The 14,523-nt window shown below is 59.1% G+C and carries 14 protein-coding genes; 10 read left to right on the forward strand and 4 right to left on the reverse strand.

The genetic code is table 11. From position 1 onward, the window contains the following. Positions 1-69: 69 nt before the first annotated feature. Positions 70-873 carry a creatininase family protein gene (locus EV561_RS28100; RefSeq protein ID WP_132526683.1) on the reverse strand — a complete coding sequence of 268 codons (804 nt, stop codon included), beginning with the start codon at positions 871-873 and terminating at the stop codon, positions 70-72. Between the two features lie 87 nt (positions 874-960). On the opposite strand from EV561_RS28100, the gene EV561_RS28105 reads away from it, so the two are divergent. The 3 genes from EV561_RS28105 (at position 961) to EV561_RS28115 (ending at position 3,597) form a co-directional block, all read left to right on the forward strand. Further along, positions 961-1,470, forward strand: coding sequence for a MarR family winged helix-turn-helix transcriptional regulator (locus tag EV561_RS28105; protein WP_132526685.1), 510 nt, complete (start codon positions 961-963; stop codon positions 1,468-1,470). Positions 1,471-1,586: 116 nt separating this feature from the next. Beyond that, positions 1,587-2,609, forward strand: a complete 1,023-nt coding sequence (locus EV561_RS28110) for a LacI family DNA-binding transcriptional regulator (RefSeq protein WP_132526687.1) — start codon at positions 1,587-1,589, stop codon at positions 2,607-2,609. A gap of 25 nt (positions 2,610-2,634) precedes the next feature. Further along, positions 2,635-3,597 (forward strand): 2-hydroxyacid dehydrogenase, encoded by a 963-nt coding sequence (locus EV561_RS28115; RefSeq protein WP_132526689.1) that lies wholly within the window; start codon positions 2,635-2,637, stop codon positions 3,595-3,597. Between the two features lie 121 nt (positions 3,598-3,718). Here the strand turns inward: EV561_RS28115 and EV561_RS28120 are convergent, their stop codons facing one another. After that, positions 3,719-4,498: a gamma-glutamyl-gamma-aminobutyrate hydrolase family protein gene (locus tag EV561_RS28120; RefSeq protein WP_132526690.1), complete on the reverse strand. Its 780-nt coding sequence runs from the start codon at positions 4,496-4,498 to the stop codon at positions 3,719-3,721. Positions 4,499-4,794: 296 nt separating this feature from the next. On the opposite strand from EV561_RS28120, the gene EV561_RS28125 reads away from it, so the two are divergent. Beyond that, positions 4,795-5,904 carry a TRAP transporter substrate-binding protein gene (locus tag EV561_RS28125; RefSeq protein ID WP_132526692.1) on the forward strand — a complete coding sequence of 370 codons (1,110 nt, stop codon included), beginning with the start codon at positions 4,795-4,797 and terminating at the stop codon, positions 5,902-5,904. A gap of 78 nt (positions 5,905-5,982) precedes the next feature. Here EV561_RS28125 and EV561_RS28130 read toward each other — a convergent pair whose 3' ends face one another. Beyond that, positions 5,983-6,492: a hypothetical protein gene (locus EV561_RS28130; protein ID WP_132526694.1), complete on the reverse strand. Its 510-nt coding sequence runs from the start codon at positions 6,490-6,492 to the stop codon at positions 5,983-5,985. 433 nt (positions 6,493-6,925) lie between these two features. Here EV561_RS28130 and EV561_RS28135 point away from each other — a divergent pair, with 433 nt between their 5' ends. The 6 genes from EV561_RS28135 to EV561_RS28160 all read left to right on the forward strand — a co-directional run bounded on the left by EV561_RS28135 (position 6,926) and on the right by EV561_RS28160 (position 13,794). Continuing rightward, positions 6,926-9,241, forward strand: coding sequence for an EAL domain-containing protein (locus tag EV561_RS28135; protein WP_132526696.1), 2,316 nt, complete (start codon positions 6,926-6,928; stop codon positions 9,239-9,241). A 249-nt stretch (positions 9,242-9,490) separates the two neighbouring features. Further along, positions 9,491-10,246 (forward strand): hypothetical protein, encoded by a 756-nt coding sequence (locus EV561_RS28140; protein WP_132526698.1) that lies wholly within the window; start codon positions 9,491-9,493, stop codon positions 10,244-10,246. Positions 10,247-10,510: 264 nt separating this feature from the next. Next, complete coding sequence (locus EV561_RS28145) at positions 10,511-10,735, forward strand: aa3-type cytochrome c oxidase subunit IV (RefSeq protein WP_132526700.1); 225 nt, start codon at positions 10,511-10,513, stop codon at positions 10,733-10,735. A gap of 92 nt (positions 10,736-10,827) precedes the next feature. Next, positions 10,828-11,991, forward strand: coding sequence for a Re/Si-specific NAD(P)(+) transhydrogenase subunit alpha (locus EV561_RS28150; RefSeq protein ID WP_132526702.1), 1,164 nt, complete (start codon positions 10,828-10,830; stop codon positions 11,989-11,991). Then, positions 11,991-12,389, forward strand: coding sequence for a proton-translocating transhydrogenase family protein (locus tag EV561_RS28155; protein ID WP_132526704.1), 399 nt, complete (start codon positions 11,991-11,993; stop codon positions 12,387-12,389). Before EV561_RS28150 ends, EV561_RS28155 begins: the two co-directional genes overlap by 1 nt. A 10-nt stretch (positions 12,390-12,399) precedes the next feature. Continuing rightward, positions 12,400-13,794, forward strand: coding sequence for an NAD(P)(+) transhydrogenase (Re/Si-specific) subunit beta (locus tag EV561_RS28160; RefSeq protein WP_132526788.1), 1,395 nt, complete (start codon positions 12,400-12,402; stop codon positions 13,792-13,794). Between the two features lie 60 nt (positions 13,795-13,854). Here EV561_RS28160 and EV561_RS28165 read toward each other — a convergent pair whose 3' ends face one another. Continuing rightward, on the reverse strand, positions 13,855-14,427 hold the full coding sequence (locus EV561_RS28165; protein ID WP_132526706.1) for an alpha/beta fold hydrolase: 573 nt from the start codon (positions 14,425-14,427) through the stop codon (positions 13,855-13,857). Positions 14,428-14,523 lie beyond the last annotated feature (96 nt).

Raw genomic sequence — 14,523 nt, forward strand, 5'->3', positions numbered from 1 at the left:
AATTCGTCGCCTCCATATAAGGAGTTGAGCGCGGCAGTTCAAAGGCTTTGTGTATGTTATAAGATCACATCATTTCGTTGGCGTGCGAAGTACGTCCACATCGAACGCGTCCACATCCTGGAGCAGCTCCACCAGCCCCTTTACCGCATGGGCAATCAGCCGCTCGCCCTTCTCGGCCGTTGCCGCAGCGGCATTGCCGGCGACGCCGTCGGGGTTGAGGTCGGACATTTTCCAGCCGAAGGCGTGGGGGCCGTAGGCGCGCAGGTGCATGAAGCGCCTGGCGAAATCCGTCTGGCGGGAGGGGAAGTTGCCTGCCTTCGCCATGTCGACCCTGTCGGGGCAGAGCGCGAGCATCACCGACGTCTCGATATCGCCGCCGTGGATGTCGATCGCCTTGTTGTCGGGGGGTATCAACCCTTCCGGCACGCCGAAGCGCGTCCAGCTCGTCGCGACCGCCAGCATGTCGAAGCGGACTCGGGCTTCGGTTGCTACGACGGTCAGGAGCGGCGAGTTGCCGCCATGGGCGTTGAGCATGACGAATTTGCGGATGCCGAGGTCGTTCATACGCTCGGCGATGGTTAGCCAGCGATAAATTGCTTCCTCGGGCTGAAATGTCTTCGTTCCTTCAACATCCATATGTTCTATGGAGTAGCCGATAGATTCGACGGGCAGGAAGGTAACGGGCAGATCGCCGGGAAGCGCAGCTTTCAGGCGCTCGACGATGCCTGATGCTATCAGCGTATCGGTCTCGAAGGGCAGGTGGGGGCCATGCTGTTCGTGGGCGCCAAGGGGCAGCACGGCAATCCACGCCGACCTGTCCTTGCGGGATAAAGCCGGATCATTGTCTTCGAAACTAAGCGAAGGCTGCGCCATCTGAAGCTGTGCCCCTTGTTTATGTCAATCTCCTGCGCAATCTCATAGCGCGGCGATGTATCGACCGAAAGATCAACGGAAACAAAGATGGGCAAGAAGCACAAGGACGGAAAGAAGGGCAAGGCGGGAAAGAAGAAGGATCAGAGCGAATATTCGCTGGCTGACCTTTCGCCGGCTCTGATCCAGGCGGCGCGGTCCATGCGCACGGCGCTGACGCGCAGCCTGACGGAGAGCGGCCTCTATGCCGGGCAGGACGGCGTCGTCCTTGCGCTTGCCGAACAGGATGGCCTGCCTGCCGGCGCGCTTGCCCAGAAGCTCGGTGTCAAGGCGCCGACCATGACCCGCACGATCGGTCGCATGGAGGCACAGGGCTTTGTCGAGCGTCGTGCCGATACCGAGGATGCGCGCCTGACGAAGGTTTACCTTACCGAAAATGGTCGAAACAGCGTCGCACAGATCGAGACATCTGCTGCCGCATGCGACGCGCTCGCCACCCATGGTTTTTCCGAGAAGGAAATCCGTACTCTCGTTCGTCTCCTGAAGTCGATCGACGGCAACCTCCAGGCCGGCGAAGATTTCGATGATGAAGAAATTTGAAATCATTTAAAGATTCTAATTGCGCTCCTTGGTTCAAGCTTTTATTTAAATTTTTTTAAATGCCGGAATCGAAACAGCCGGCATCGATTGTTTGGGTTACACGGGGGAGGGGCGACGTGGCTCAAAAGATAAAGCTTTCGACAATTGCCGAAACGCTTGGCATTTCCACGGCGACCGTATCTCTGGCATTGCGCGACAGTCCGCTTGTCGCGGCGACCACGCGCGACAAGATCAAGGATCAGGCGCGCAATCTCGGCTATATCTACAATCGCCGTGCGGCGAGCCTGCGCACATCGCGTTCGGGGATTATCGGCGTTGTTGTGCACGACATCATGAACCCGTTCTACGGGGAAATCCTGAAGGCGATCGAGAGCGAGCTGGATCGTAGCCGGCACACTTTCATTCTCTCCAACCATTACGATTCAGTCGAAAAGCAGCGGACCTTCATCGAGACCCTGCTGCAGCTCGGCGGCGACGGGGTCATCATGTCGCCGGCCATCGGCACGCCGATAGAGGACATGCAGATCGCCGAGGACAACGGCATGCCAGCCATCCTGGTTGCACGTTCGATGGAAGGCATGGATTTCCCGACCTTTCGCGGCGACGACAGCTATGGCATCTCGCTTGCCACCAATCACTTGATCGGCCTCGGACATCGCTCGATTGCTATGATCGGCGGCACCGACCAGACATCGACCGGCCGTGACCGTTACCAGGGCTATGTCAACGCGCTGCGCAAGGCGAATATCGAGGTCAATCCGGACCTGCGCATTCCCGGACCGCGGTCCAAGCAGGGCGGTTTCGAGGCTGCGGTGCATTTCCTCTCCCTGCCGCAGAAGCCGACCGCCGCCGTCTGCTGGAACGATCTCGTCGCCATCGGCCTGATGAACGGCATTGCCCGCGCCGGTCTCGTACCGGGTAAGGATATTTCCGTCACCGGCTACGATGACCTGGAAGAAGCCGCGATCGCCACCCCGGCGTTGACGACCGTCTGGAACGGTCAGGCGGAGGTCGGAAGGCTTGCAGCGCGCGCGCTTCTTGATAGGCTGGAAGGCAGCCACGAACCTGACGGTATCCATCTCATCAAGCCCGAGATGCGCATCCGCCAGTCGACGAGCCCTTACCGTCCGCGCACTTAAAGTCCTGGTCCTTAAAGGAAAAATCATGTCCGAAGCCCGTATTTCCGTCCTCGTTCCGGGGAAGATCCATCCACGCGTCCTCGAAAGGCTGCGTGATCGTTTCGATATCGTGGCGGTCGAGAAGGGCGAACGGCCGCAGATCGATGCCGAGACAGCCAAGCGTATTCGCGGGATTGCGGTGGCCGGCAGCGTCAACGCCGCCTGGATGGATGCTCTTCCCAATCTTGAGGTAATCGCCAATTTCGGCGTCGGCTATGACGGTGTCGATGTCGGGCATGCCGCATCGAAGGGCATTGTCGTGACGAATACGCCCGACGTGCTCAATGACGAAGTCGCCGATACCGCCGTTGGCCTGCTGCTCAACACGGTGCGGCAATTGCCGCTTGCGGAGAAATGGCTGCGCGATGGGCGCTGGGTGAAGGAAGGATCGTTTCCGCTGTCGCCGTTCTCGCTGAACGGCCGGCATGTCGGCATGTACGGCCTTGGCCGCATCGGCCAGGAGATCGCCAAGCGGCTGGAACCCTTCAAGGTGAAAATCTCCTATCACACGCGCACGCGCAATGCTGACGTTGCATATGACTATTTCCCGACGCTGCTCGACATGGCCAAGGCGGTCGACACAATCATTGCTATCGTTCCGAAGACGCCGCAGACGCATAAGGTGATCGATGCCGAGATCCTGGCTGCTCTCGGTCCGGAGGGCGTCATGATCAATGTCGGTCGTGGTTGGTCGGTCGATGAAGAGGCGCTGATTGCGGCCTTGAGGGATGGGACGCTTGGCGCAGCCGGGCTCGATGTCTTTTACGAGGAACCGCACGTGCCGGCGGCTCTGATGGAGCTGCCGAATGCGGTTCTGTTGCCGCACGTCGCTTCCGCATCCGTGCCGACACGCAACGCCATGGCCGACCTCGTGTCGGAGAACATCATCCAGTGGTTTGCCAAGGGCACCGCGGTCACGCCGGTGCCGGAGACGCCGCAGAAGCGCTGAGGCATTTAGGGCATCTCCGCTTTTCTTCCAACCGCGGAAATGCTCTATCCCTTTGATTTGACGCAATTCCGGATGCAAAACCGCATCACACTTTTACTGGAATTGCTCTTGGGCAACGCGATCAGGCGATCGCCTTTACCGGCATCGCCTGCATCTTTCCAGCCGCGTAGTCGCGCACGGCATCGCCAAAGGCGCTGAACAGCCGGTTGGAGGCGATATCGGTCTCCGCCCAGTATTCCGGATGCCATTGTACGCCGACGGCGAAGGCTTTGGCGTCGATGACGGAGACGGCCTCGACGGTGCCGTCTTCCGCAACAGCCTCCACTTGCAGCCGCGGCGCCGTTTCGGCAATCGCCTGGCGGTGAAGGGTGTTGACGCGCACCTCACCGGCGCCGATGAAATTGGCGATGCAGGAGCCTTCCTTTACGAAGACGCTCTGGCGAATGGCATAGAGCGCATCGCGATCCGTGCCTTCAGGCCTACGGTGGTCGGAGCGGCCAGGGAGATCCTGGATCTCGCTGTCGAGAGAGCCGCCGAGCGCGACATTCAGTTCCTGTATGCCGCGACAGATTGCCAGAAGCGGGATGGCGCGATCGATCGCCCGCCGGATCAAGGGCAGGGACGTCGCGTCGCGTGCGGGGTCAAACGGGCCATCGGCCTCAGTTGCTTGCCTGCCGTAAAGCGAAGGGTGAACGTTGCTGGCCGAACCTGATATCAGCACGCCGTCGACCCGATCTAGAATGGCATCGATATCATAGCCTTCTTCCATGGCCGGCACGATCAGGGCCATCAGCCCGGACGCCTTGAGTGCGGCGTTCACATATTGCTGCTGCACCGCATGCCAGGTTGCCCCGTCGATCGCCCTGATGTCGGCAGGAATGGCGATGATCGGCTTTGTCATGAATGGCTCCAGTAAAAATGCCAAAATTGTGCGTTCGTGTGAGAGCGCAGAATGAATATGGTGTCTATCACAACGCAATTCACGGCGCGCGCCATATTTCGGCGACCCGGAAAGGTTGCGATCGCAACGGTTCCTACCTGCACTACATGTCGTATCGATTGCAGCAGCATGATGGCCAAAAAGATTGGTGGGAGCAGAGCTTGAAAGAAAATGCGCGACATGGTTAGCTCCTGCCGCCGCCGGGGTGCCCGGACAGACCGCTATGCCAGCGATACCAGCTATACGGGAGGTTTTTGATGGATCGCCGTTCGTTCATCAGAAGGGCCGGCCTTATAGGCGCGGGCGCTGCGTCTTCTTCCGTTCTGGCAGCTCCGGCCATCGCGCAGGAAAATCCCAAGATCACCTGGAAGATGACGTCTTCCTTTCCGAAGACCCTCGATACGCTTTATGGCGGTATCGAGGACATCGCCAATCATGTCTCGGATGCGACGGGCGGCAATTTTACCATACAGACCTACGAAGCCGGCGAAATCGTTCCTGCGCTTCAGGCGGTGGATGCCGTCAGCGCCGGGACCGTCGATGCGGCCCATACCTGCTCCTATTATTTCTGGAACAAGGATCCGACCTACGCGATCGGCACCGCCATCCCGTTCGGATTGAATGCCCGTCTGTCGAATGGCTGGTTCTATCAGGGCGACGGCAACAAGCTGATGAACGAATTCTTTGCCACGCAGGGCATGTACGGTCTGCCGGCGGGCAATACCGGCGCCCAGATGGGCGGCTGGTTCCGCAAGGAAATCAATACGCTGGACGATCTGAAGGGCCTGAAGATGCGCATCGCCGGGCTTGCCGGCAGCGTGATGCAGAAAGTTGGCGTCGTGCCGCAGCAGCAGATCGCCATCGGCGACGTCTATGCGGCGCTCGACAAGGGAACGATCGATGCCGCGGAATGGGTCGGCCCTTATGACGACCTGAAACTCGGGTTCCAGAAGGTCGCGAAGTTCTACTATTATCCCGGCTGGTGGGAGGGCGGAGCCGTCGTCCACGCCTTCTTCAACCTGGAAAAATGGAACGGCCTGCCGAAGAATTACCAGACGATCCTCAGCGATGCCTGCGCCTTCGCCAACACGAATATGCTGGCGAAATACGATGTGAGGAATCCGCAGGCGCTGAAGCAGATCGTGCAGGACGGCGCAACGCTCCGTCCCTTCAGCCAGGAGATCATGGAAGCCTGTTTCCAGGCCTCCATGGGCATCTATGCCGACCTCTCGAAGTCCAATGACTACTTCAAGAGGATCTACGAGGATCAGGTGGCCTATAAGAAGGACGCCTATCTCTGGATGCAGCTGTCGGAATACACGTTCGATACCTTCATGATGATCCAGCAGCGCGCGGGGAAGCTCTAGGCGTTCAAGCGCGCATGTATCCGAGCATGTTTACGATTCACCCTGCATCAGCGTTGCTGGATCGACATTCGATCCCTGTTAGCGACAACCCGATTTTTCCTTTTCGCACCCGATCCTGTTCATGGTCACACTGACAGGGCGATAGCTGTAATCATGCTTTTTCTTGTCTGTCGCCGCGTCGATCAACGCGACGGCGACAATGCTGACGAGACCGTTGTTGCTCGCCGCATCGAGCCGTTCTGCGGATGTCTTGTCATAGGGCTGAACGCTCGCGAAACCGGTCTTGTAGCCAGGTGCCTGACAGTGGACGGATACGGGGCGTGAAGCATAGCCGTAGTCCGGGACCTTGATTTCAGCCGGCGTTTTGATTGAGGCACGATATCCTTCGCTTTCCAAAGCGCAATCAATGCCTTCCAGTTCGGTTTGGCTGGTGAATTGCCCATCCGATTTGGCTACAATTCCGTAGGTGCGCACTGTTACGATCTTTTGTCCTTTGAGCGGCGGAATGTCCTCTCCGGCAGCGCGCTGTGGCGCCAAGGCGTCGCCATATTGCACGCCTTTTGCTGTCGGCACGACAGAGACGCTCATCGAGATTGGCTTTGCGGTCTGGCATCCTGCCAGCCCTGCGACCAAGAGGAGGGAAATCATGTGTAGGCGAGGCAAGGCATACATCATCTGGTCCTAACAGGAGAGGGCGTAAATCAAAATCGCCGACAGGGGCGTCGGTGTGCTGGTTTGGGGCAGGGCGGATTTGGAAAAATGACGGGGTTTGAAGAAAAGTGGCGGGGACGATGGGTTGTTCTGAGACGTCGAATATCTATCCCTTTGCAACCGGCGAGTCATTATTGTAATCGGAAGTAGAGTTACTGTAACGTAAACACAATAAGGGGGTGCAAAAATTCACTCAATTTGGGACCAAATGGGTGATATACTTGGAAAATTCGACCAAATCGCTCTTAATTGCGCAATCAATTTTTAAATGGTTTGAATTACCGTGCCTGCCGCATAAGGGGGACTCTGGATGAAGCCTCAAAGCCCGAACGCGGTACCGACGGATGTTTATCTGTCGTTCGTGAGTTCGCTCTTTGGAAATCGCAACACGTTGTTCACGGGCATGACCGTTCAGGTCCTGACCTATCTCGTCGTGTACGCAAAATCCGGCGCCAATTTCTATCTCTATCTCTCGGCCCTCTTTGTCGCGGTCTGCATCTTTCGCGTCTATTGGTTTCAGCGGTTCGATGCGACGGACAAGTCCAAGCTGACACGTGAGGACATTGCCCGCTGGGAGAGGCTCTACCTCTATGGCGGCGTTTCGACGACGACGCTGCTTGGTATTGGCAGCGGTTACGCCATCCTCGTGCTGCAGGACTTTTTTGCGGAGATCGCGTGTATCGCGGTCACGCTTGCCTCGATGGTTTCGGTTGTCGGCCGCAATTATGGGTCACCCAAGGCGGTCAATCTCCAGACAATTTCAGCGTCGCTGCCGATCAGCCTCGGGTTCCTGCTGCTCAGGGACCCCTATATGGTTATCCTGTCGCTGACGCTTATTCCGTTCGTGTTGACGACGCGTTCCATGGCCAATGGCGTGCGCGAATTCCTCTACAAGAACGTCATTGCCTCGCGCGAGATATCGCTGATTGCCGACCGGTTCGATACCGCGCTCAACAATATGACGCACGGCCTGTTCATGCTGGATGCCGACAACCGCATCCTCGTCGTCAACCGCAAGGCCTGCGAGCTTCTGCATCTGACCAACCAGGATCAGCTCAAGGATTGCGAGCTCGATGTCGTGCTGCGCTACGGCGTGCGCAATGCGTTCATCGACGGTTCGCTGCCGAGCCTCATCCAGCGGCAGCTGGCGCAGCTGGTCGACGGATCGCTGTCGCGCACACTGATCCAGTTCAACGAAGATCTCTTCCTTGAATTTTCGGCAAGCCGCCGTGACGATGGCGTCGTCATCCTTATTTTCGAGGACGTCACGGGCCGCATTCGCGCCGAGCGCAAGATCATGCACATGGTGCGGTTCGATCCGCTGACGGGCCTGCCGAACCGGGAATATTTCGTCGATCTCGTCAAGGAGAACCTGTCTGCCCGCAGGCGGCCCGGCAAGATCGGGATCATGGTCATCGACGTCGACGACTTCAAGCATGTCAATGACATGAAGGGTCACGTGGTGGGCGACCGCGTTCTGGTGAAGATCGCAGGACGGCTGAAGGAAGAGGCAGGCTCAACCGCGCTCGTCGCCCGGCTCGTCGGCGACCAGTTCGTCCTGTTCTTCCCGAACGAGGACGATGCTGCGGATCTCGACGGCCGGATTCGGAGCCTGCATGCTGCCATGGCCGGCGCCTATGAGGTGGACGACAACACGTTCCGCGTTTCCTTCAGCAGCGGCTATGTCACCATCGACAGCCGCGAATTCCGTCCCGAGGAATGGCAGATCAAGGCTGATCTCGCGCTCTTCGAGGCGAAGTCGCGGATGAAGGGTGGCTGCTCGGCCTTCGAACAGGAAATGGACGCCCGCTATCTCGACCGGCAGAAGCTCAAGGACGATCTGCGACTGGCGATCGAGACCGGCAAGCTGCACGCCGTCTACCAGCCGATGTTTACGCCCGATGGCACGAAGATCGATTGCTGCGAAGCGCTGGTGCGCTGGGTGCATCCGGAAAAGGGTTCGATCCCGCCGAACGTCTTCGTGCAGATCGCCGAAGAGATGGGGATCGTTGCCGGCATCACGAAATACATGATCAACCAGGCCTGCCGCGATTGTGCGAGCTGGCCGGCGCCGCTATCCGTGTCGGTCAACCTTTCCGCACAGGATCTGCGAAACACCGACATCATCGCAGTCGTTGCCGATGCGCTGGCAACCTCGGGCCTTACGGCCTCGCGGCTCCACATCGAGGTAACGGAAAGCTGCCTCGTCGACGAGTTCTCGACAGTTCGCGCCATCCTGTCCGATCTGCGCTCTCGTGGCATCACGATCGCGATCGACGATTTCGGCACGGGTTTCTCCAGCCTCAGCTATCTGGACTCGCTGCCGATCGACATCGTCAAGATCGACCGGTCCTTCGTCAACGACATCGTCGAGGATACGCGGCGCTTCAAGCTGCTGCGCGGCATCGTCAATCTCTCGCGCGAGCTGTCCCTGGAAATCGTCGTGGAAGGTGTCGAGACACGCGATCAGTTGATGCTGATAAACAAGCATCAGTGCGCCGACTACATTCAGGGCTACGTCTTCTCTACGCCCGTTTCCACCGAGAGCATCCTCGAAATGGTCGACGGCCTTGCCAAGAAGCAATCTGCAAAGCAATCCGTGCGTAGCGGCAAGAACGTCGCCTAATGTGAGATTTTCGAGCCGTTCGTTCGGGCCGGAGGCCTCGACGACGAACGGACACCCGGATGCGCATCGGCCGTTAGTGGCCCGAATCTCTGTTTCAAGTTGATTATTCTGATCCGCGGGCGACAAAAAAATCGCGCGGGAGTAGCCCTGTTAACCTTAATATAATTCTTATTATTCAAGTTTTATTCAAATCTTGCGAAGGGCCTAGCCCTGAAGCATTAATGATCCGTTAACATGGATATGTGGATCATGCTCTCGGATATCTTTCACAACAGCTTCTCAAAAAAGCTTCTTCAGATTTTGGATCGCGTCGAATATCGGCGTGTTGAAAGCAGCGAGGACCTGGAAGAGGTTGGCCGCATTCGTTACCGCGCCTACAAGATGGCGGACATCCTGCCGCTCTCAGGCTCAAAGCTGATCGATGACAGCGATTTCGATGATCACGCTTATGTCTTTGGCGTCTACTTCTACGAGCGGTTGATCAGCACCGTTCGCATCCATCATGTCACGCCCGAGCATCGCGTCAGTTCGACCCGCGACATTTATCCGGCTGAGATCGATCAGTTCCTGGATGCGGGCATGAGCCTGATTGATCCCGTCCGTTTTGCGGCCGATCCGGAAATCATCGGTGAAATGCCTTCGCTTCCCTATCTGACGCTGAGAATTGCCTCGATGGCTGCCGACTATTTCGATGCCGACCGCGTCCTGCAATTGGTCAGCCCGCAGCACGCGTCTTTCTATCGCCGCGTCTTCTATGCCGATACCATCGTTCCGGCGAAGAGCAATGTCGGCAAGTACAATATCGATCTGACGCTAATGGCAACGCGGACAAGAGATGTCAGGCAGAACCTCTACAAGCGTTTCCCGTTCTTCGTCTCGGAACCCTATGAACGGCGGATGATGTTCTCGCGCGACACCAACCTGGGTCCGGCGCCACTGACCATTCTTCCGACGGCACGCCATGCTGCTCGTGGCCAGATGGAGCCTGAACGCCGGCTGGGTTGAACAATGTTTGATCCGGGGCGCTGATCCCGGATCAAACCTTTGGCCGCACGCCTGCGGCATTGTCGTGGATTGCATTTTTCCCCGCTTTGTGTAAGGCCTCAATTGAGGAAATTGCCCTGCTTTGCAGCGGGTGTTACGAGGGGCTCGGGACGTCTTTCCCAATCCGTAACGCTGGCCGCAACCTGGGGCGATTTAGGGATATGGGTTCTGCTGGGAGGCCGTTTGAAGGTCGATTGCAGCGGACCGTTCAAGGGGAGATCGTCTATGGCTGAACATCATTCCGGACCTGTCGAAACCGGTGCTCCAATGGATTACCGAGAGCACGAAAAGACCTATGGTCTGTTCATTAGCGGCGCCAAATATGGATCGATGATCATTGCGGCGCTGCTTCTGGGCATGGCTGCCGGTTTCTTCGGCGGCGGCGGTTTCCTCGGCGGTCTTCTCGTCTTCATCATCCTCGTCGTTATCGGCGCCTTCCTGCTGCGCTGACCGGCCTCCCGTCTTCCGCAGCCTTTCCCAAAAAATTCGCAGGCCATTACGGGCATGCTCCGAAGTGGTTCGTCTGACGCAAGGAGATGTAGTTGGGCAATCTTGTCTTTGTGGCAAAGGAGACTGCCGCGGATGAGACGCGTGTTGCGGCGTCCGTAGAGACAGTGAAGAAGATGAAGGCGCTCGGCCTCGATATCGTGGTCGAGGCCGGTGCCGGTCTTCTGTCACGCATCCCCGATGGCGAATATGAAACGGTCGGCGCGCGCATAGGCTCGGTTGCCGATGCAGCTGGTGCCGATGTCGTTCTGAAGGTCCGTCGTCCGACGACGGCCGAGATCGCCGGCTATAAAAGCGGCGCGATCGTCATCGCCATCATGGACCCCTACGGCAATCATGCAGCGCTTGCCGATATGGCCCGGGCCGGGCTCATTGCCTTTGCCATGGAGCTCATGCCGCGCATCACGCGCGCGCAGTCGATGGACGTTCTGTCGTCGCAGGCCAATCTGGCCGGCTACCAGGCCGTGATCGAGGCGGCTGAAGCCTATGACCGCGCCATGCCGATGATGATGACGGCGGCAGGAACGGTGCCCGCCGCCAAGGTCTTCGTCATGGGCGCTGGCGTTGCCGGCCTGCAGGCAATTGCGACGGCCCGGCGCCTCGGCGCCGTGGTTTCCGCGACAGACGTTCGCCCGGCGGCCAAGGAGCAGGTCGCCTCGCTCGGCGCCAAGTTCATCGCCGTCGAGGACGAGGAGTTCAAGGCAGCGGAAACTGCCGGCGGCTACGCCAAGGAAATGTCGAAAGATTATCAGGCCAAGCAGGCGGCGCTCGTTGCCGAGCATATTTCCAAGCAGGACATCGTCATCACGACGGCACTGATCCCTGGTCGGCCGGCGCCGCGGCTGGTGTCGCGCGACATGCTGAAATCCATGCGGCCGGGCGCTGTTGCCGTCGATCTGGCGGTCGAGCGCGGTGGCAATATCGAGGGGGCGCAGGCAGGCGGGATTGCCGAAGTCGAGGGCGTCAAGGTCATCGGGTTTGCCAATATGCCGGGCCGGGTGCCCGCCAGCGCCTCGCTGCTCTACGCCAAGAACCTCGTCACTTTCCTGGAGACCATGGTCAACAAGGAGACGAAGACGCTCGGCCTCAATCTCGACGACGAGCTGATCAAGGCGACGATGCTGACCCATGACGGCGTGGTCGTGCATCCGGGCTTCATCGATCCGGATCAGGCAAATGCCAAGAAGGGAGTTCTGTGATGGCGACCCAGGAAATGGAGCAGGCGCTGCAGCAGCTGAATGAGGCCGTCACGGCAGTCACTACGGCCGCAGCCCATGCGCCTGATGTGGCGAGCGCTGCCACCGGTGGCGTCATCGATCCGCTCGTCTTCGAACTTGCGATCTTCGTGCTGTCGATCTTCGTCGGCTATTACGTCGTCTGGTCGGTCACGCCGGCGCTGCATACGCCGCTGATGGCCGTCACCAATGCTATTTCATCCGTCATTGTGGTCGGCGCGCTACTCGCGGTCGGGATATCGGCAAGCGGGCTTGCGACGGGCTTCGGCTTCGTCGCGCTGGTCCTGGTGTCCGTCAATATCTTCGGCGGCTTTCTTGTGACCCAGCGAATGCTGGCGATGTACAAGAAGAAAGACAAGTGAGCCCGGCATGCTGAGCAATATTGCAGCCTTCCTCTATCTCGTGTCGGGCGTCCTCTTCATTCTGGCGCTGCGCGGCCTTTCGCATCCCTCCACCAGCCGCAAGGGCAATCTCTACGGCATGGCCGGTATGACGATCGCCATCCTCACCACGCTGGCGCTGGCGACACCCTCCTTCGGCGGTCTCGTGCTGATCGTCCTCGGCATCGCGATCGGCGGCGGGGCAGGGGCCTATATCGCCCGCGTCATTCCGATGACCTCTATGCCGCAGCTGGTCGCCGCCTTTCACTCGCTGGTCGGCCTTGCCGCCGTGCTGGTGGCTGCGGCCGCGCTCTATACGCCGTCCTCCTTCGGCATCGGCGAAATCGGCCAGATCCATACCGAAGCGCGCATCGAAATGGCGCTTGGCGTGGCGATCGGCGCACTGACCTTCACCGGCTCGATCATCGCCTTCCTGAAGCTTGACGGGCGCATGTCGGGCAAGCCGATCATGCTGCCGGCGCGGCACGTCATCAATGCCGCCCTGCTGGCATTGATCGTCCTCTTCATCATTGTGCTTGCCGTTACCGAGAGCCATTTCGCCTTCTGGGCCATCGTTGCCCTAGCGCTTGCGCTCGGCGTTCTGCTGATCGTGCCGATCGGCGGCGCGGATATGCCCGTCGTCGTGTCGATGCTCAATTCCTATTCGGGATGGGCGGCAGCCGGCATCGGCTTCACGCTCGGCAATCTGGCGCTGATCGTGACCGGCGCGCTCGTCGGCTCGTCGGGTGCGATCCTGTCCTACATCATGTGCAAGGGCATGAACCGCTCCTTCATCTCGGTCATCCTCGGCGGCTTCGGCGGCGAGGTTTCGTCCGGCGCTGCCGACGATATCGACCGGACCGTGAAGCTCGGCTCGGCCGAGGACGCGGCCTATCTGATGGCGAATGCCTCGAAGGTGATCATCGTGCCGGGTTACGGCATGGCGGTCGCGCAGGCGCAGCATGCACTGAGAGAAATGGCCGACAGGCTGAAGGCGCATGGCGTCGAGGTAAAATATGCCATCCATCCTGTCGCCGGCCGCATGCCGGGCCACATGAACGTGCTGCTCGCCGAAGCCAATGTTCCCTATGACGAGGTCTTCGAGCTGGAAGACATCAATTCGGAATTCGCCCAGGCCGATGTCGCCTATGTCATCGGCGCCAACGACGTCACCAATCCGGCGGCACGCGACGACAAGACCTCGCCGATCTACGGCATGCCGATCCTCGACGTCGACAGGGCCAAGACCTGCCTCTTCGTCAAGCGCTCGCTCGGCTCCGGCTATGCCGGCATCGACAACACGCTGTTCTACAAGGACGGCACGATGATGCTGTTGGGAGACGCCAAGAAGATGACCGAGGACATCGTCAAGGCGATGAACGAGTAACGGCGAGGCGACGAAGGGCGAGGTTTCCCGGTTTCGGCCGTCGAGGTCGATTCTGCGGAATCATTCCCGTTGCGGTTTCCGCCCGATCAATTCACGGATGTCGGCTGCGACTTCGGACATGTCGTTGTTCAACTGATGGTCGCGTCCTGGGAGCTTGCGCACCGCGGCCTGCGGGATCGCTTTCGCGATCAGGTCGACATGCCCGGCGGGAACGATCTCATCCGCGTCGCCCTGATAAAGATAGACGGGCGATTGAGCGGGCAGCTTCGCGCCGAGGTCCGGTTCGGGCTTGATATCCTCGCTCGGCCAACCTCCCTCGCCGATGAACGGCATCGAGACCAGGAAAATGCCGGCCGGTGACTGCTTCGGCGGTTCGGCTGCAAGGCTATGGACAAGGATGGTGGCGCCGATCGAATGGCCGACCAGAATGGCTCCTCTATCCAGTTTGTCCAACTCCTTGTGGAGTGCTGCACTCCAGCGCGCAAATTCGGGATTATCTTCGTCCGGCATGCGCGGATAGCGAATCTCGTAGTCAGGCCCAAGCTCCTGCTCGAGGTTTGCGACCAGTTTGCTGTCCCATTCGTCATGCGCGTTTTCGCCGCCGCCCTGGACGAACAGAAGCTGTCTCGTCATGGCCTATTCCTCACTTTGATAGGGCGCTCTAAGCAGGACCGTGATCGCGGTTCCGAATCTTCGAGCAGTTGAATTGAAGCAAGGTCGAACGCGAAG

Source organism: Rhizobium sp. BK376 (genome assembly GCF_004341625.1).
GTDB lineage: Bacteria > Pseudomonadota > Alphaproteobacteria > Rhizobiales > Rhizobiaceae > Rhizobium.